Origin of the sequence: Treponema primitia ZAS-2, from assembly GCF_000214375.1 — a bacterium.
In the GTDB taxonomy this organism is placed as follows: domain Bacteria; phylum Spirochaetota; class Spirochaetia; order Treponematales; family Breznakiellaceae; genus Termitinema; species Termitinema primitia.
Window position 1 is genome coordinate 3,519,225 of sequence record NC_015578.1, and the last position, 18,175, is coordinate 3,537,399.

Annotated in this window: 22 protein-coding genes and 1 pseudogene; 20 read left to right on the forward strand and 3 right to left on the reverse strand. The window is 55.4% G+C overall.

Annotation, left to right across the window (positions count from 1 at the left end; translation table 11 throughout):
• Complete coding sequence (locus TREPR_RS15230; protein WP_015709239.1) at positions 1–864, forward strand: peptidoglycan DD-metalloendopeptidase family protein; 864 nt, start codon at positions 1–3, stop codon at positions 862–864.
• Positions 865–870: 6 nt separating this feature from the next.
• Positions 871–1,755 (forward strand): class I SAM-dependent methyltransferase, encoded by an 885-nt coding sequence (locus TREPR_RS15235; protein ID WP_015709240.1) that lies wholly within the window; start codon positions 871–873, stop codon positions 1,753–1,755.
• A gap of 15 nt (positions 1,756–1,770) precedes the next feature.
• Here TREPR_RS15235 and TREPR_RS15240 read toward each other — a convergent pair whose 3' ends face one another.
• Positions 1,771–3,141 carry an MATE family efflux transporter gene (locus TREPR_RS15240; RefSeq protein ID WP_015709241.1) on the reverse strand — a complete coding sequence of 457 codons (1,371 nt, stop codon included), beginning with the start codon at positions 3,139–3,141 and terminating at the stop codon, positions 1,771–1,773.
• Positions 3,142–3,208: 67 nt separating this feature from the next.
• Here TREPR_RS15240 and TREPR_RS15245 point away from each other — a divergent pair, with 67 nt between their 5' ends.
• Positions 3,209–3,874 carry an HAD family hydrolase gene (locus TREPR_RS15245; protein ID WP_041611741.1) on the forward strand — a complete coding sequence of 222 codons (666 nt, stop codon included), beginning with the start codon at positions 3,209–3,211 and terminating at the stop codon, positions 3,872–3,874.
• Positions 3,875–3,881: 7 nt separating this feature from the next.
• On the opposite strand, the gene TREPR_RS15250 is transcribed toward TREPR_RS15245, so the two are convergent.
• Complete coding sequence (locus tag TREPR_RS15250) at positions 3,882–4,193, reverse strand: Trp family transcriptional regulator (protein WP_015709243.1); 312 nt, start codon at positions 4,191–4,193, stop codon at positions 3,882–3,884.
• Positions 4,194–4,231: 38 nt separating this feature from the next.
• A complete protein-coding gene (gene amrA, locus TREPR_RS15255) occupies positions 4,232–4,807 on the reverse strand; it encodes an AmmeMemoRadiSam system protein A (RefSeq protein WP_015709244.1) in 576 nt (191 codons plus the stop codon).
• Between the two features lie 41 nt (positions 4,808–4,848).
• Here amrA and TREPR_RS15260 point away from each other — a divergent pair, with 41 nt between their 5' ends.
• The 17 genes and pseudogenes from TREPR_RS15260 (at position 4,849) to TREPR_RS15335 (ending at position 18,175) form a co-directional block, all read left to right on the forward strand.
• Positions 4,849–5,583: an AzlC family ABC transporter permease gene (locus tag TREPR_RS15260; protein WP_015709245.1), complete on the forward strand. Its 735-nt coding sequence runs from the start codon at positions 4,849–4,851 to the stop codon at positions 5,581–5,583.
• Entirely contained in the window at positions 5,576–5,935 is a 360-nt protein-coding gene (locus TREPR_RS15265; protein ID WP_015709246.1) for an AzlD domain-containing protein, read from the forward strand. Before TREPR_RS15260 ends, TREPR_RS15265 begins: the two co-directional genes overlap by 8 nt.
• Before the next feature lie 57 nt (positions 5,936–5,992).
• A complete protein-coding gene (locus TREPR_RS15270) occupies positions 5,993–6,763 on the forward strand; it encodes an ABC transporter permease (protein WP_015709247.1) in 771 nt (256 codons plus the stop codon).
• A 7-nt stretch (positions 6,764–6,770) separates the two neighbouring features.
• Positions 6,771–7,508 (forward strand): ABC transporter ATP-binding protein, encoded by a 738-nt coding sequence (locus TREPR_RS15275; RefSeq protein WP_015709248.1) that lies wholly within the window; start codon positions 6,771–6,773, stop codon positions 7,506–7,508.
• Positions 7,505–8,548, forward strand: coding sequence for an MlaD family protein (locus tag TREPR_RS15280; RefSeq protein WP_015709249.1), 1,044 nt, complete (start codon positions 7,505–7,507; stop codon positions 8,546–8,548). The genes TREPR_RS15275 and TREPR_RS15280 overlap by 4 nt, the downstream gene beginning before the upstream one ends.
• A gap of 27 nt (positions 8,549–8,575) precedes the next feature.
• Positions 8,576–9,508 (forward strand): hypothetical protein, encoded by a 933-nt coding sequence (locus tag TREPR_RS15285; protein WP_015709250.1) that lies wholly within the window; start codon positions 8,576–8,578, stop codon positions 9,506–9,508.
• 1 nt (position 9,509) lies between these two features.
• Positions 9,510–9,899: a VOC family protein gene (locus TREPR_RS15290; protein ID WP_015709251.1), complete on the forward strand. Its 390-nt coding sequence runs from the start codon at positions 9,510–9,512 to the stop codon at positions 9,897–9,899.
• A 194-nt stretch (positions 9,900–10,093) separates the two neighbouring features.
• A complete protein-coding gene (locus TREPR_RS15295; RefSeq protein ID WP_015709253.1) occupies positions 10,094–11,008 on the forward strand; it encodes an RpnC/YadD family protein in 915 nt (304 codons plus the stop codon).
• 28 nt (positions 11,009–11,036) lie between these two features.
• Positions 11,037–11,201, forward strand: coding sequence for a hypothetical protein (locus TREPR_RS18685; RefSeq protein WP_015709254.1), 165 nt, complete (start codon positions 11,037–11,039; stop codon positions 11,199–11,201).
• A gap of 191 nt (positions 11,202–11,392) precedes the next feature.
• The gene (locus TREPR_RS17990) at positions 11,393–11,779 is read left to right on the forward strand and encodes a hypothetical protein (protein WP_052299737.1); all 387 of its coding nucleotides are present in this window, start codon (positions 11,393–11,395) and stop codon (positions 11,777–11,779) included.
• Positions 11,780–11,788: 9 nt separating this feature from the next.
• On the forward strand, positions 11,789–12,667 hold the full coding sequence (locus TREPR_RS17995) for a leucine-rich repeat domain-containing protein (RefSeq protein ID WP_015709255.1): 879 nt from the start codon (positions 11,789–11,791) through the stop codon (positions 12,665–12,667).
• Between the two features lie 414 nt (positions 12,668–13,081).
• Entirely contained in the window at positions 13,082–13,480 is a 399-nt protein-coding gene (locus TREPR_RS15305; protein ID WP_015709256.1) for a hypothetical protein, read from the forward strand.
• A complete protein-coding gene (locus tag TREPR_RS15310) occupies positions 13,477–13,686 on the forward strand; it encodes a hypothetical protein (protein WP_015709257.1) in 210 nt (69 codons plus the stop codon). Before TREPR_RS15305 ends, TREPR_RS15310 begins: the two co-directional genes overlap by 4 nt.
• A gap of 610 nt (positions 13,687–14,296) precedes the next feature.
• A pseudogene (locus TREPR_RS19045) lies at positions 14,297–14,395 on the forward strand (Rpn family recombination-promoting nuclease/putative transposase); the annotation flags it as partial.
• A gap of 27 nt (positions 14,396–14,422) precedes the next feature.
• On the forward strand, positions 14,423–14,824 hold the full coding sequence (locus TREPR_RS15325) for a hypothetical protein (RefSeq protein ID WP_015709259.1): 402 nt from the start codon (positions 14,423–14,425) through the stop codon (positions 14,822–14,824).
• 138 nt (positions 14,825–14,962) lie between these two features.
• A complete protein-coding gene (locus TREPR_RS15330) occupies positions 14,963–16,753 on the forward strand; it encodes an alanine--tRNA ligase (protein ID WP_015709260.1) in 1,791 nt (596 codons plus the stop codon).
• A gap of 63 nt (positions 16,754–16,816) precedes the next feature.
• Entirely contained in the window at positions 16,817–18,175 is a 1,359-nt protein-coding gene (locus TREPR_RS15335; RefSeq protein WP_015709261.1) for a peptidyl-prolyl cis-trans isomerase, read from the forward strand.

Below are 18,175 nucleotides of genomic sequence, written 5' to 3' on the forward strand. Positions count from 1 at the left end.
ATGAAAGCAAAACTGTGTATCCCAATCCTGGTCCTGCTTGCCCTCGGTGTCTATGGCATGGACTGGCCCACCCAGGAGGGGATCATGAGCCGTAACTTCGGCTGGAACGATAAGGGTAAACCTGTCCTGGGGGTGTGCTTTGAGGTCCAGGGTCCTATACGGGCAGCGGACGCCGGGGAAATTCTCTTCTACAATGATCCTGACAATGACGCCTCCCGCATCCCTTCGCCCCTGGGGGCCTGGATCGCCATGGATCACGGGGACGGCATGGTGAGCATCTACAGCCGCTTTGACGGCCGCCGTCTGCCGGAGACCCTTTCCCTGGTGGAAAAGGATACGGTTATCGCCGATTCGGGGAAATCCGGGTGGACCGAAAACGAGGGATTCTACTTTTCCCTCTTCGACCGGCGGGAACGGCGTTGGGTTAACCCTTCCATGATCATCTCCCCAAAGCCGGATACCAGGCCGCCAGTAATACTGTCAGTTACTTTGAGCAATTCGGATAACAGAAATATTAATCTTGCCCAGGCCAAAACCATCAGCCAGGGGCGGTATACGGTTTCTGTGGAAGTTTCGGATACCCGGGAAGATAACGGCGAACGGCCCCTGGCGCCCTTCCGGATTATCTGTTCCCTGAACGGTATCGAACTGGGAGGCCTCTACTTCGAGACCTTTTCTGTCCGGGACGGGATCGCCATGGCCTACCGCAGCAGCCTGGTGCCGGTACGGCAGGTGTACGCCCCCTACCCGGCCTTTGAGATCGGGGATATAGCCTTTACCCGGGGACAGGCCACCCTGGAAATAATCGCCCAGGATATGGCCGAAAATTTCCGGAATGTAACCTACCGGTTGCAGGTTGATTAAGGTTCCATGACGACGATCCTTGGGAGGAATCGGGCCGTAAAAACCTGGTCCACCCCTGCGGGGGAGGAAAAGAGCCGGACCATTCCCTGCGCCCTCTGCGGGCAAAATCAATTCCGGCCCCGGCTTTCCTGCGAAGGCTTTTCCTACGTTTCCTGTACCCACTGCGGCCTGGTACAGATGAACCCCCAACCGGAACAGGCCGAAGTTACCCGCCGCTACCGGGAAACCAACGGAAACGCCTACCTTTCCTACGAAACAGAAAACGAAGCAGCGTTTCTGCGTCTCCAGGAACTGGCCTTGCAAGATGCGGGACTGGAGGAACTGAAAAAAATCCTTCCGGGCCGCAGGGTTCTGGATATAGGCTGCGCCACCGGGGCGCTGTTAGAAAAACTGCGGGGTTCCGGTTGGGAAACCCGGGGGGTTGAAATCTGTACCCCCTCGGCAGATTATGCCCGGCAGCAGCGGGGGCTGGATGTTTCTGAGCTGCCCCTGGAGGAAAACTGCTACCCCGGGGAGGAATTTGATCTCCTCCTGGCCTCCCACCTGATCGAACACCTGAACGATCCCGCCTCTTTTGTCACCGAGGCCCATCGGCTCCTCAGTCCCGGAGGACGGTTTATGGTGACCACCCCGAATATAGACGGCTTCCAGGCCCGGCTCTTCCGGGGCCGCTGGCGTTCCGCCATCTTCGACCACCTCTACCTGTTCTCGGTGAAGACCCTGCAGGCTTTGCTGGTTAAAGCGGGGTTCACCATTGAAAAAATCGTCACCTGGGGCGGCCTTGCTGCGGGAATCGCCCCGCAGCCGGTTAAGCGCCTGGCGGACAGGACGGCGAAACGTTTCGGCGCAGGGGATGTGATGCTGATCAGGGCTTGCAAAGCGGGCCCTTAAAAATCGTTAGAAATATTATCTAAACTGTTGTTGGACAAGCTGCTTTTTCTCTGCCAGGGATTTGCGCAGCAGCTTTTTCATACCCAGAGCCAGGGCTATAGCAAGGGGCACGCAGGCGCCCACCCATGCCAGGGGGGAGGCAAAACAAAGTCCTGCAAACCCAAAAAAAGCCGGCAGGAAAACCGCCGCCAGGGTACGCATAACCAGTTCCAGGATCCCCGCAATGGTAGGAATAAAACTGTTCCCCAAGCCCTGAAGGGTCTGCCTGAAAATAAACAGAAACGCTAAAACAATATAACTGGAACCATTTATCTGAAGGTAGATATGGGCCAATCTGACCGCCCCGGGATCGGAACCGATAAAAATCGCAGCCAACTGACTACCGGTGAGAAAAAAGAGTATTCCCATAAAAATGGCAAATGAACCGGAGATGATCGAACTCTGGATGACCCCCTGCCGTATGCGGTCATATTTCCGGGCGCCGTAATTCTGTGCAGTATAGGTCGCCATGGTGATCCCAAAGGAAGCCATGGGCATGGTTGCCACGGTATCTATTTTCTGGGCAGCGGTAAAGGCCGCCACTGCCATGGTTCCCATGCCGTTCAGGGCAAATTGCAGGACCACCACCCCAATGGCAATGATGCTCATCTGGAAACCCATGGGCAGAGCCACGGCGATATGTTTCTTAATGTCCTCCGCCTTCAGCTTCCAGTCCTCTTTAGCGAGGGTCAGTATGGGTATCTTTTTGACCATTACCAGAACACACATCAGGCTGGAAAGAAGCTGGGCGATCACCGTGGCATAGGCCGCCCCCTCAACTCCGGTATGAAAGACCAGAATAAAAACATAATCCAGGATAATATTAATGATGCAAGCCACCACCAGTACGATCAGGGGGGTACGGCTGTCGCCAACGGCCCGCATGACATTGGACAGGAGGTTAAACATCACCACCACAGCGCCGGCCCAGAATATTATTATTATATAAAGGTAGGCGCCATCAAAAATTTCCGCCGGTGTACGGAGTAATTTCAGGAGGGGTCGGGTAAAAACCACGCTTATGGCTGTCAGGATCAGGGTCATAATTACGCAAAGAACGATACTTACCGCAAAACTCCGGCGTACCCCCGGCTCATCCCCGGCGCCGAAGCGCTGGGCGGTGATTATTGCGGTCCCTGAGGTAAAGCCCATGACAAAGCCCAGGATAAGGAAACTGAGGCTCCCGGTACAGCCCACCGCCGCTAGGGCAGATACCCCAATGGTACGGCCCACAATTAAGGTATCCGCCATATTATAAAATTGCTGGAATAGATTTCCTATAAGCAGAGGAACGGTAAAGGAAATGATCAACAATGCGGGATTACCCACGGTAAGGTTTTTTGTCATGATTTATATCATTCTCTTTCAAACTATCATAGTTGCTTTTCATGTTCAATCCATTACAATGAAGAATATGAAGTTTAAATGCATTATCTTCGACCTTGATGGAACCCTGGTGGATACCATTAAGGATATCGCCGCCTCAATGAACTATGGGTTGGAAAGCCGGGGCTTCCCTGCCCCCAGCCTGGAAAAGTATACCAAAATTGTCGGCCAGGGTATAAGAAAACTGGCATCCCTGGCCCTTCCCCCTTCTGCACAGGATGATCAAACCGTGGATGCCGTAACTAAGGAAGCCCTGAGCTACTATAAGGACCATCCGGCAGTATACGCTGCGCCCTATCCCGGGATAGTGGAGGTGGTGACGGAATTACGGATGAAAAAAGTAAAAACCGCCGTATTATCCAATAAGGCAGATTCTATTTCAAAAATCATAATAGCAAAACTGTTCCCCCCCAATTCCTTTGACATGGTTATTGGAGAACAGCCCAATGTTCCCCGCAAACCGGATCCTACCTCCACCTGGGATATCCTCACAGAAATGGACGTAAGCCCCCGGGAAGCCCTGTTTGTGGGGGATTCGGAAATCGATGTCGCAACCGCCCATGCGGCGGAATGCAGCGCCCTGGGGGTCAGCTGGGGCTTCCGGGGTCGGAAAATCCTGGAAAACGCAGGGGCGGACCGGATCATTGATAGCCCGGCAGAAATAATAGAATTGATGAATATTCGGTATTCGTGAATCCCTATTAAAGAGTCCGCTCCGCCGGCTTTTTAACCATTCCCAGGAAGCGCCGGAATGCGGATTTTTCTTTTTTCAGTTCCCGGGAGCCCCGGGTAATTTTGCAGAGCGAAAGCCCCAGGTTTTTCGCGATTTCCCGCTGGGGCATGCCCCGATCCAGGGCTTTAACCAGGGCCCACCGGGCTGCGATATCTGCGGTCTCCCCAGGGGTGAGGAGGCAGCGGAGGAAAGATTCGATAAGCTCGGGATCCCCTGCATCCGCCAGGGTCCGGGACAGCTCACCAAGGTTTTCCGCAACACGGGGATCATCTATGTTCATGGTTATAGTTTACAACAGAACAGAGAAAAAAGAAACCGTTACTTTTCCCCAAACACCGCCGCCGTGAAGGTATAGAGCTTCGCCTCGGGGTTCGCAAATGAGCCCGGGGGCAGCCCCGCTTTGACACAGATATAGTCCAGGTATTCCTCCCGGTTCCAGCCCTGTTCCACCGGCACCTGGGGGAGGAGTACCCCGGAACGGCCCCGGAGGCTGAGGTAGAGTCCATGGACGCCGACCTTAACCGTACGGGGGTCCGGGCAGAGTTCCATGGGGGAGAGGGCAGAGATTTCCAGGTCGCAGTTAGGCCATTCGTCCCGGCGCAGGGGCGGGAACCGGGGGTCCTCAAAGGCGGCCTCCCCTGCCATAATGCGGACAGTTCTTTCCAGCGGGTCCGGAGAAGACATCCTGCCTATGCAGCCCCGGAGCTTGCCCTTGAGGTGAAGGGTCACAAAGGCACCGCAGGGTTGGAGCAGGGCGGAGGAACCGTCCCCCGGAGATTGAAGCTCCGGAATGCGGGTATATACGGGAGGGCGGTTTTCCAGCCTGGCGGCGATAGTTTCCCGGGCATCCCCTAAAAGGGCCTTACGTTCTTCAGAATTTATAGTAAAATCCATAAAATTAGTGTACCATGGATCCGAGAATTTGAGAACCATCTATGACGAATGAGCAAAACAGCAAAAGATCCTTCACCGATGCCCTGAAATACTCCTTTCCAGTCCTCCTGGGTTATCTGGCCATAGGCTTTGCCTTTGGGCTTCTCCTGGTCGACGCGGGCTATCCCTGGTGGCTTGCCCTGGTCATGAGCCTGGTCATGTATGCCGGGGCCGGGCAGTACATCGCCGTGGGGCTCTTTGCCGCCGGGGCCGGGCTTTGGGAGGCTGTGCTGGTGCAACTGGTGGTAAATGCCCGGCACATGGCCTATGGACTGACCATGCTTAAGCGCTTTAACGCCGCAGGCCTGTATAAATACTACCTTATCTTCGGCCTTTCGGACGAAACCTTTGCCCTCCTCTCCTCTCTTGAGGAAGAACAGGATGCGGAAGCCAGAAAGATACAGAGCCGGTTCATGTTCATGGTTGCCCTCCTGGACCAGGCCTACTGGGTCGCCGGTTCGGTGATAGGCGCCGTGGCGGGGGCGCTGATCCCCTTTAATATGGAGGGAATCGGCTTTGCCCTGACTGCCATGTTTGTGGTCCTCATGACCGAACAGATACTCCGGGTCAAGCGGCCCGGCCCCTTCATCATTTCCGCCCTGGCGGCGCTCCTGGGAGTGGCCTTTCTGCCCTCCCGGCTTTCCCTGCTTACAGCCCTGGTGATTGCCCTGGGTACCACACAATTACTAACCGGAAACCAGAGCCGTGCCGGGCAAAAGGAGGACGGAAATGGTTAGCCTTGGGCAGGCGGCGATTATGACCGCCCTGATGGGTCTGGTGATCTTCTTTTGCCGGGTGTTTCCCTTCTTTTTCTTTCGGGGAGATCTTAGGGCCGATCAGAAGACTGGTAAAAAGGGGAAAGCCCAGGCTGCCTTCCTTTCCCTGGTGGAGAAGACCGCCCCCCCGGTGGCCATGACAGTACTGGCCTTCAATGCCATCGGAGGTCCCATACGGGAGAATCCCCAGGGCAGCATCCCGGTACTTGCCGCGGCGGCCTTCACTGCCCTAGTCCATCTCTGGAAGCGGAATTCCCTGATCAGCATTATCGGCGGGACCGCAGTGTATATGGTCCTGAGCCGGATTATGTGAGGAACCAGAGATCGATACTATATAAAATCGCAAATTTATAATATAATTTATAAATAGATGAAGATACGCTTCGTTAATCTGGATGACGCATTTTATACTCTGGGCTTTTTTGCCAGAACCATCAGGGGCATAGGGAATTTTGTCCTCCGGGGGGGGGCGGCTTATAAGGTTCTCACCTTGCAGATACTCTTTACCTTTGTGGAGGCCCTGGGGATTGCCTCTCTCCTGGCCTTGGGCATAGGTGCGGCAGTATATGTGATCGGTATGCCCCTGTTGCTGAACCTTTCCCAACCCCGGCTTATCTACAGTCTGCTGATCATCATCATTACCCGTGAACTGGGGCCCCTGCTGGCGGCCTTTATCATCATTGCCCGTTCTGCCACGGCTATCGCCACCGAAATCGGGGGGATGGTGATTTCCCACGAGGTGGAGGCCTATATTGCCGTTGGGGTGGACCCCATTGAATACCTGGCAGTACCCCGTTTCCTGGGGGTCACGGTTTCCATGTTTTTACTGAATATCTATTTTTCCGTATTCGGCCTGGCCGGGTCCTATGGGGTGGTCCGGATTTTCAACCCCCTGCCGGCAGAGTACTATTTTAGCAGCCTGTTCCAGGCCCTTACCATCCATGATATATCTATCTCAATAATAAAAAGCATCTGTTTTGGGATGATCATCGCGGTTCTGGCGATCAGTAACGGGTTCTCGGTTGAACGGGCCAGTACGGAGATCCCCATTGTGGGGCTTAAATCCGTGGGCTCTTCCTTTGCATGGTGTATCATTGTGGATATACTGTTATCGGCCCTGTATTATACGGCCCTGAGCTGAGGATACCATGGTAGAACCCATTATCGAAATAAAAGACGTATCCTTCTCCTCCCAAAATGTGGAAATAGTCAGGAATATTTCCCTGAAAATTGATGAAGGAAAAACCCTTGCACTGGTGGGCCCTTCGGGGGGTGGCAAAAGTACGGTACTCAAGCTGGCTGCAGGCCTCCTGGTCCCCACGGGGGGGAAAATTCTTTTCAAGGGGAAGAGCATCGCCGCCATGAACCGGGTCCAGAACCTGGACTTTCGCCGGGAAGGGGCGGTGGTTTTTCAGGATTCAGCCCTTTGGTCAAACCAGAACCTGTACCAGTGCCTGGAACTGCCCCTGAAGGTACACTTCCCAAAAATGAGCCAGGCGGATCGCGAGAAGCGTATCCGGGAGGTCCTGAACGAGGTGGGTTATAAAAAGGATACCAATATCCGGCCGGCCATGCTTTCCACGGGGGAACAAAAACTCATCGCCTTTGCCCGGGCTATGATCTGTAAACCCGAGCTCCTCTTCCTGGATGAGTGGACTGAATCCCTGGACGATACCGCCGCCCAACGGCTTATTACCCTGGTCAGGCGCCAGCAGGAAGAACAGCGCACCATCATCTTTGTAAGCCACGATTTCAGGATCATCAAAAGCCTGGCGGATCATATTGTGATGATCATAGGAGGACAGCTATATCTCAAGCTGACCAGAGATCAGATAGCGGAAAATGAAAACCTGTCTCAGATGATTGAGAAAGGAATTGCTTCATGAAGTTCAGGATACGTTTTGCGGATCAGATTGTAGGGCTCCTTATTATCCTGGCCCTGGCCATCCTGGTGTTTGCTATTTTTATGCTCGGCTCACAGCAACGCTGGTTCGCCAAGGATCAGACCTACCGTTCCCATTTCGATTCCGCCTCAGGCCTCAGTGCCAATATGCCAGTACAGTACAAAGGTTTTACCATCGGAAATGTAAAGTCCTTTGACCTGACCGATGATGATAAGGTGGAGGTCCGGTTCACCATCTACGACACTTACCTTGACCGGGTCAGGGTGGGTTCCCTGGTGGAACTCCGGGTGAACCCCATCGGCATCGGGGGAGGACAGTTTATCTTTCACCCCGGCCTCCCGGAAGAATCCATGGAAGGGGATTTTATACCCACGGTTAATTCCGAAGAAGGCAGGGAGTACCTTGAAAAAGGCCTGGTCGTCATTTCCAGTAATGATGACAGTATTACTGTTATCATTACCAGGGTAAATAACCTGCTGCAGAATGTTAACGGCGCGGTAACCCAGCTCCGGGACGCCATCCGGGGAACCGAGGCTACCACCCTGGGGCGCACCATAACCGGGATAGAGGCAACCGTCAAAGGCGTTTCTACCCTGGTGGGGGATGTGGACCAATCCCTTCCCCCGGTGCTGGGTGATATCAGGCAAATTGCCGCGGAGATACAGGGAATTACCGCTGAGATACGTTTGATTGCAGGGGATTTGAAAAAAGTTTCCGGGGAACTGGCAAATCCTGACAGCCTGGTGATGACTGCCCTGGATACCCAAGGTGCGGTGTACACCAACCTTGAGCGCTCCCTTTCCGCCCTTTCGGGAACCCTGGAAAGCGTAGAGGTCACCGCCGCCGCCTTCCCGGCCATGGCGCCCCAGATTGGGGCTATCCTTTCGGAACTTCGGGAAGCCCTGGGGGAGGCGGCGGATGTGATGGTCGCCCTCAGAAATAACCCGCTTCTGAAAAACGGGGTCCCCCAAAAAATTCAGTCCGGGACCGGGGGCGTCAGCCCAAGGGATGTTTCTTTTTAATTCGAGGCGAGGAGTGAGGAATTGGGAATGATCAGAGCAGGAAAGACGGAGCTTTACCGGAGGGCCGGGCAATCAGCGTTGGTGGCAGCAGTGATACTGACAACACTGCTGTCGGCAACAGCGTTGCTGACGGGGTGTTCCTCTGCGCCCAAAGGCCAGCCTGAAATCCGGTCCCAGCGGCGGGGCGCCCTGGATCAGCTTGAAGCTGCCAACAGGGAAGCGGATCGGGGCAATTATGAAAACGCCCTTCTCCTGATCAACGAATCCCGGCGGCAGGCAATCAGCGCGGATGATCCTTCCCTGATCATCCGCTCAGGCCTTTCCAGGGGGAATATCCTGGCCTACATGAACCGGGATGCCGAATCCCGGGCCGACTTTGACGCAGCCCTGTCTGAGGCACAGCGTATCGGCGACCCGGAACTGGCGGCCCTGAGCAGGGTGTATATTGCCAGAAGCCGCCTCCTCTCTGCCCAAGCGGAGGAGCCCGGCGCGGCGAACAGCATTGCTGCGGAAATCCGGACTCAGGTACGGAAGGACCTGGATCTAATAAAAAAAGAGCAGAACGGCGCCGCCCTGGGCTGGACCGTTGTCGCCCTGGCTGAGAAAGAACTGGGCCGCTGGTCCGAGGCAGAGAATGCCCTGAAGCAGGCCCTGGGAATTCACCTCAAGGGGGGCTACCTGGAACTGGCGGCCTACGACTGGTACCTTACCGCCTCGGTCCGATCCGTGGCCGGGCAATACCTCCCCGCCCTCTCAGCCCTGGAAGAAGCCCTGGGTCTGGACCGCCGGGCGGAAAATTCCTACGGCCTGGCTATGGATTGGCGGGTCATGGGGGATATCTACAAGAAACAGAGCAACAGCGTTGCTGCGAATATTGCCTACCGCCGTGCAGCGGATATTTTTGCAGCCATAAATATGAAAAAAGAAGCGGCTGATGCGGAAAGCAGGATAGGGCAGTAAGGTGAAGCTTATCCGGTTTGATCAGGTGGCGATAACCGCCAGTAATATTGTTGAATCCGTTCACTTTTATGTGGACATACTCGGCATGGAGCTGGACCGGACCAATGACCGCTATTCGCTTGTGTTCGGTAACCAGCGGATCAATATCCGCAGAATCGGTGATGAGGATATCCCTGCGCCCCGGAATGAAACCCTGGGCAGCGCCGGCATCTGCCTGGTAGCGGAGGGCAAAATCGCATCGATCTACGAAGAATTGCGGGGAAAGAACGCCCCCTTTGCGGGGGATTTAGGCATAGTCAGCCGCACAGTGGGCGAAACCCAGGTGGACAGCGTATACCTCCAGGACCCGGACGGGAACCTGGTGGAGATCAGGGTATACAGCCCGGGTTGAAGGCGGCGCCACAAACCCGCCCCCGACAGTTCCTGGCCGCCCTGTCGGCTGGGGCAAAGCCGGAGGCCGTTTCAGGAATCTTTTTGGCTATACCCCGTTTACAGGGCCAGGCTTTTTGAAAATTTTTTTGCAATTTTTCTTCCAAACCCAAGCAAATTAACCCCTTCGCCCCCTAATAGTGACGGAGGCGCCAAATGGCTCAAACCAAAAATAAGATCTTCGATGAGCTCTTCAAAGCCCTGATGCGGCTTTCGGACATCGCGGTGATAAGCTTCATCAATGCCTTATTCGACACCACCCACCCCCTGGACAGCAAGGTAACCCGGCAGAATACCGAGTTCCCCAAACGGGGCGGGGGCAAACTATTCTCCGACATGGTGATCACCATTACCAGCCCCGACGGCCGGGACGCCAGGTCCTATCTCATTGAATGCCAGATAGACGATGACGATACCATGGCCTTCCGGGTCTTTGAATACGCCTTTGCCTTCGGTAAACAGGACCTGCAGGAAAAGGACGGGGTCCTCACCCTCCGCTTCCCCCAGGTCCGGGTGATTTACCTGGAACCCACGTCCCAAACCCCGGATGTGCAGACCCTGCGGCTGGAGTTTCCCGATGGATCCTGGGATTACCAGGTAAAGACCGTCAAAGTCCTGGACCTCAGCATTCGGGAACTGATGGACCGCAAGCTGGGATTACTGCTTCCCTTCTACGTCCTCAAGATACGGAAACGGCTGCGGAAGGCAAAAAGCCCCGCAGCGAGGAAACAATTAGCGGAAGAGCTGAAGGCCATCTACGGGGAACTGGCGGCAGCATTCAAGCGCGGAGAGGCGGAGGGAAGCATCACCTATCGGGATCGCGAAAAATTGTTTGAAATGACCGAACAATTGCACGATCGTTTATATTTGGGATATACTGAATTCGAGGAGGCCCATATGCTATTGGATTTGACCAAAATCGAGAAAATTGACGCGCTGTATGATGAACTGGAAGCTGCCAGGGAGGAAAAGCAGGAAGCACTGCGCAGGGCGGAGGCCAGAGAGCGGGAAAAGCAAGAGATGGCCCGCAGGATCCGGGAGCTGGAAGAACAACTTTCCCGGAAGGGCTAAAAAGATACCTGAATTCGAGGAGGCCCATATGGTATTGGATTTAACCCGGCTCGAGAAAATAGACGCGCTCTATGATGAACTGGAAGCTGTCAAGCGCCAGGCAGAGGCCAGAGAGCGGGAAAAGCAGGAGATGGCCCGCAGGATCCGGGAGCTGGAAGAACAAATTTCCCGGTATAGCCAAAAAGATACCTGAATTCGAGGAACCTGATGGCATCGCCATGAAGGCCCGTAAGGCCCTTCTGGCAAACCCCGCTCCGTCCCCTTCCGCCCCTGCTTCCTCACCCGCCCCCTTTCAAATCCGCCCCCCAGTGTGCTATCCTATAGCCGTTCGGCCCCTGTAGACCGTTACCAGTCACTAAAGGAGACACGCCATGCAAACCGCTTTTGATAAGTCATTGTATAGTAACGAATTATACCCCCCCACACGCGTTTCGGCGTAACCTAAGTCTTGCGCTTATAGCCCTGCTGCTTGTTGGCTTTGGCGCCTGCCAATACCCCACCGGTCCCAGCGGCACCAACGGCGTGGGCATCACCTGGAAGGGCAGTTTGGCAAGCGCCCCCGAAAACCCCCAAACCAACTGGGCGTACTATAACACCACTGACAAGAAGTCATACATCTATGCCGACGGCGCCTGGACCATCTTCAGCCAGGATGGAAGTGATGGAGTCGATGGAAAAGATGGCGACAAAGGCGATACCGGAGCCACCGGCGCCAAGGGCGATACCGGCGATGCGGGCGCCCCCGGCGGTAACGGCGTGGGCATCACCTAGAAGGGCAGTTTGGCAAGCGCCCCCGAAAGCCCCGTGACCAACTGGGCCTACTACAACACCGATGACAAGAAGTCCTACATCTATGACGGCACATATTGGCAGATACTGGCACAGGACGGCGAGGACGGAGCCACCGGAGAGAAAGGCGACAAAGGCGACAAAGGCGACAAAGGCGACAAGGGCGACTCCGTCTACGCTTCCGTTGCCACTCTTTTCAGCTACCTGGAAGACCTTCCGGACAACGACGCAGACAATCCCATCGTCGCAACATTAATCGGCAGTGTAACCCTGGCTGACCTGTACGCCGCTCTTAATACCGCCGGGAAGTTTGTTGTCCTGGACCTGGAAAGCGCAACAACAACGGATACTTTCGCCAATGGCGTAACACCGGGGAAAGAGAAGATTGTCTCCCTGGTGCTGCCCGCTACGCTCACTGAGATACCGAGTGGCACCACCCTTGACGCGGGCACTTTTGCTAATTTTTCGAACCTGAAATCCGTGTACGGCGCGAATGCCGTGACCGTGGGCAGCGAAGCCTTCTACAACTGCACCAGCCTTACGTCGGTGGACCTCCCGGAGGCCACCTCCATCAACAACAACGCCTTCCAGAAATGCACCAGGCTTACATCAGTGAGCCTCCCGAAGGCCACCACCATCAGAGTAAGCGCCTTCGAGGCCTGCACCAGCCTTACGTCGGTGGACCTCCCGAAGGCCACCACCATCAACAACAACGCCTTCCAGGAATGCCCCAGCCTTGCGTCGATAACCTTGGGCGAAACGCTGCCTACCGTCGGCTTCTATATATTCAATGGGATTCCCCTTAAAGACATTGCGCTCAAAGTACCCGCCGGATCGGTTTGGTGCCTACGACACGTGGCGGGGAAATAACAGCAGCAAGTTCGGGAATGTAAATCTGGTTATAACCCCACTAGACCCCTAACCGACCCCTCCTGCACTCCGCGAGACCAGCTCCCGGAGTGCAGGCGCCGTGCCCGGCGCCCATAGAGCCGGGTATCGGGCCCAAGCGTGGGGGGGGGAAAGGGGAAGAAACGGCGCCTGGCACCAAAATTACCTAGTGTCCCCCCTCCATAGGGGACACTAGACGTGGGGCAACAACGCGTAGCCCACGAACGTCGACGCGTAGCCCACGAACGTCGACGCGCAGCCCACGAGCGTCGACGTTTAGGGCAATAGTGGCAGTATCGGACCCATCACCGGGTTCGTTCAGACCCTCGTCGGAGGGGCTGATAGTATGAAAAAACCGGGGGGTGAAAAGGACATACCCCGGAAAAGGAGCAGAAAATGGCACATAACAAAGATTGGATACCCGCCGCCCAGGAGGTATTCGTCGCTTGGTCCCAACAGTACGTTGCGGGGATCGACAACTACGCAACCCAGCTGAGCCTCCCCACCCTGGCGGTCTCCACCCTGAAGACCGTCCAGGCCACCTTCCTGGCCGCCTGGAACGAACTGGTGATCCAGGAAGTAAACACCTCGGTCAGCGCCGCCAAGAAGGCGCTGGTCAACGGCCGCAAGGCTGCCATCCGGAAATTCCACAACCAGTACATCCGCTACAACCCCAACCTGACCGACGAAATCCTCGCCGCCCTGGAGGCCCCCATCCCGGACCACACCCACACCCACATCGTGGCCAGGTGGTCTTCACCCTGGAGCCCAAGGGGGTGCTCCAGGTCGAAATGAAGTGCCGGGACAAGGATACGGGGGGGAAAAAAATTCTCTACGGCATGAGCGGCATCGTGGCGTTCTTCGCCATCGCTGATGCGCCCATCACGGACAGCGCCCTGCTCGTCGAATCGGTGCTGCTCACCAATCCTACCCACACCTTCCGCGCCGCCGCCACCCAGCGGGGCAAGTGGCTTGCAACTTCCCTACGGGAAGTTGCTTAGGAGTTTCGGCTGCGCCGAAACTCCACCCATTTTTGGCGTGCAGTTTGCGTAGCAAACTGCCAAGCAACTTGGCTACGCCAAGTTGCCGGACACAAAGGGGAAGAGGAAGAGGTCCAGTCCATTTTGGACCTCTTCCCCGTCCTTTCCTTCCCGTCCCTTGGTGTCCTTGGTGGTTATTAAATCTTATAGTAAATTGTGGTTAGACCTTTTTCCTTTTTTCCTCCCCATTAAAGCGCAATACCCCCCAACCCCATACCATGTGCAGGGGGCAAAGTATGGCTATCTACCACGCCAAGGACAATTCCTTCAAACTCATCCTGGGCAACCACGAACTATTCGTCGAATTTCTGCGGGACTTCATCAGCATCGACCGCGGCGCCGAAACTATTTAAACCTATTATCTTGCCGATAAGATCCCGTGGGGTTCGGATACCGCTGCTTTCCAAAGCATATAAACCGGTGGTCGTCTTTTCATCACTGCCAAGGGAACCAATGATGCTTATCAATTTTCCATTAGCGGGATCAGCCTCCGATGCAAGCAAGTTAATAATTCCGGTCATGGGTAATCTTCTACGATGGCCCGGCGCCCTGGACCGCGGAAAAAAACTTTCTGAACCGCACCGCCCTGAACAGCCCCTTCCACAAATACATCCCCAAGTTCGAGTACGAGCTGGTAGAGCTGAACCGCTACACCCAGGAGGACATCCTCCGGTTTAACGACGTCCTCTCCTTCATCATGCTGGTTGATACCCTGGAAACCCACAACGGCCTCTCTGCTCTGAGCAAATTACCCCGGGATTACATAGAGCGCTGGGCATTGAAAATCCCGGAAAACCTGCGTAAACTATTACAGGATGTCGTAACGGTCCTATTAGACCGCCTGGAAGTCCCCAGGGACGAATTACGGGAGATAACCCGGCACATTACCGGCAAGGAGGATCAGATGCTTTTTGACCGATTGGTGAACTCAATACTGGAAGAACGCCGCCAGGATAGGGAAGAGGCCCTGGTTATAGGCCGGAATGAAGGCCGGGAAGAAACCAGAGAACAGGACCGGAAATATTTTCTTGACCTTTTGGAGCGGTATACCCCGGAACAGATTAAGGCAAAATTGCAAGAGGGCCTGCAAAAAACCTAGCAAAGAAAAGCCAGAGTAGCTTGTAAGCGGTCTCAGTGCCTAGGAAATTGCCCCCCTATTGCCCCGGCAATATCTTTTAATTATCCCGTATATGTTGTAAGATACCGATATTTCCATTACCAGCAAACGGAGCAGCTTATGAACGCCCAGGAACTTAGGTCCAAATATGTAGAGTTTTTCAAGTCAAAGGCCCATGCCCAGATTCAGGGCAAATCCCTGCTTCCCGACAATGACCCCACGGTGCTTTTTACCACTGCGGGTATGCACCCCCTGGTGCCCTACCTCCTGGGGGAGCCCCACCCGGCGGGGAACCGTTTAGTGGATTACCAGAAGTGTATTCGCACCGGGGACATCGATTCCGTGGGGGACCCCAGCCACCTGACCTTTTTTGAGATGCTGGGAAACTGGTCACTGGGGGACTATTTCAAGGACGGGGCCATCAGGATGAGCTTTGAATTCCTCACCTCAGCGGAATGGCTGGGCATACCCGTGGAAAAGCTGGGGGTTACGGTGTTTGAAGGGGACGATACAGTGCCCCGGGACGATGAATCCGCCGCGATCTGGAAAGCCCTGGGGATTCCTGAAAGCCGCATCTCCTACCTGCCCCGGGCGGACAACTGGTGGGGCCCTGCAGGAACCACCGGCCCCTGCGGCCCGGATTCGGAGATGTTCTACGACATCGGGAAGGAGCCCTGCGGCCCGAAATGCGGCCCGGGCTGTTCCTGCGGGAAGTGGCTGGAAATCTGGAACGACGTGTTCATGCAGTACAATAAGGCCGCCGACGGGAGCTATGAGCCCCTGGCCCGGAAGTGCGTGGATACCGGCATGGGCATTGAACGGACCGTCACCATCCTAAACGGCAAAAAGTCGGTCTACGATACGGAGATCTTTGCCCCCATTATCGCTGCGGTTGAGAAGGTTTCAGGCTATACCTATGGCAGCGACCCTGAAAAAGACAAGTCGGTACGTATCATCTGCGACCATGTCCGGACCGCCACCTTCATCCTGGGGGACCCCAAGGCGGTGAGCCCCTCCAATGTGGGTGCTGGCTATGTGCTGCGCCGTCTCATACGCCGGGCGGTGCGGCACGGGCACAAGCTGGGCATTGAGGATCGGCAGATTCTTTCCCCCATTGCCGCGGTGGTGGTGGAAAAGTTCAAGGGGCCCTACCCGGAGCTTGAGGAAAACTGGAAGTATATAAAGACGGAGCTCGATAGCGAGGAAGAGAAATTCCTGGAAACCCTCCAGAAGGGGGAGCATGAATTTGAAAAACTCCTCCCCAACCTCATCAAGGATCCCCGGAAGATCATGTCCGGCCGTATGGCCTTCAAACTCTACGATACCTACGGCTTCCCTATTGAGCTGACCGACGAGCTTGCCCAGGAGCAGGGCCTCAAGGTGAACCGGGAGGAATTTGACGAGGCCTTCAAGAAGCACCAGGAGCTTTCCCGGGCCGGGAGCGAGCAGATCTTCAAGGGAGGGCTGGTAGATCAGGGGGAAATTTCCACCAAATACCACACCGCCACCCACCTGCTCCACAAGGCTCTGCGCATGATTTTAGGGGATCATGTGGCCCAGAAGGGGTCCAACATCACCGCCGAGCGTATGCGCTTCGACTTTTCCCACGGCTCCCCAATGAGCCCCGAGGAAGTACAGAAGGTGCAGGACATTGTGAATGAGCAGATCCAGCGGGACCTGCAGGTTACCATGAAAGTTATGAACCTGGATGATGCCAAGGCTTTAGGCGCCATGGCACTTTTCGGGGAAAAGTACGAATCCCAGGTCAAGGTCTACAGCATCGGTGATTTTTCCACGGAAGTATGCGGGGGCCCCCATGTGGAGCATACCGGCACCATGGGGAAATTCAGGATACAGAAGGAACAATCTTCCTCCGCCGGGGTGCGGCGCATCCGGGCGGTACTTGAATAGGAGCGTCCGAATTTCCGCCGGAATAGAATAGCCGGGGGATTCAAAAAGGGGTATACTTAAAAGATGGATATGAAAATTTGCAGAAAAATTGTTTTTTTCCTTGCCCTAATAGGTGGCATTGGAATTACCCTTCAGTCCTGTAAAGGAAATTCGGAGCCCGTGCAGACTCCCCTCCCTGAGGGGACCCCATTATCGGCGGGGGGCGATGCCCAGAACGCTTCCGGTTTGACGCCGGATCAGCTGGATTTACAGACCGTGGCCAGGATAAACCTGACCAGGAACGAGTACGTTTTTGTCAAACAGCTCAGGCTGGAAGTGGAGCGGCGTTCCAAGCTGCAAGAAGTACCTCCTGGGGTGAGTAACCTGGAACTACGGCGCATGGTCCTGGACGCCATGATCAGCGAACGCCTGGTCCTCCAGGCAGCGGAACGGGAGGGGATCAGTTCACCTAATTCCGAGCTTGAACAGCGGATCCAGATGATCCGGGCCAGCGCCGGCCGGCCGGTAACGGACCAAGAATTTGCCGAGGGCATTGAAAAGCAGTATGGGTTGAATCTCTCCTCCTTCCAGACCTATCTCCACGAGGACCTCATCAGGCAAAAGTATATAGAACAGTATATAGTCCAGGAGGCGGAAAAGGCGAAATCCGGAAACTCCATTACCGACCGGGAAATAGAGGAACAGATCCAGCAATTCAAGGACGAGATGGCCTCCCAGGCGGGGCGGGTGCCCACAGACGAAGAATTTAATGACTTTATCAAACGCCAGGGCATGGACATCACGGCCCTGCGGGGGCAGATCCGCCGGCAGTTGACGGTCCAGAACTACCTCATAGGCATAGCCGGGGGGGAACCCACGGAGGAGCAGATCCAGACCATGTACAACCGGAACAAAGCCCGATTTGTCCGGCCCGACACGATTTCCTTTGACTATATACGCGTCCCCTTCGGCACCGGTGCAGAGGCGCGAACCAGGTCCCGAGCCCGGGCTGATGAATTGGCCAAGAAAATCGGGAGCAGCTCCGCGGTGTTCAACGAGGAATCCGCCATTGCCGAAACCTCAAATAACTCCGGTTCAGCCCGGTACATTCAGCTTTCCACCGAGGACCCCCGGGTTCAACAGGTCTTTGGGCTGAATTTTATCGATAAGGCCCTGCCCCTGGAGGAAAACGCCGTTTCCGGGGTCATTGAAGGCCAGCAGGGATTCTTTATCATCAAGGTGACCAGAAAATACCGGCAAGCCAACCTTGGCCTGGAGGATATCTACCGCTGGGGCAATGCCGCCACGGTCCGGGATATGATTAAGTCCCAGATGCTCCAGCAAACCCTGACCGAAGGCGCCGCCGTGGTAACCAATACCTTAGCTGAAAACCTCCGCAAGGAGGGCGCCGTGGAGATTCATGAACAATTTCTCCTCTGGTAG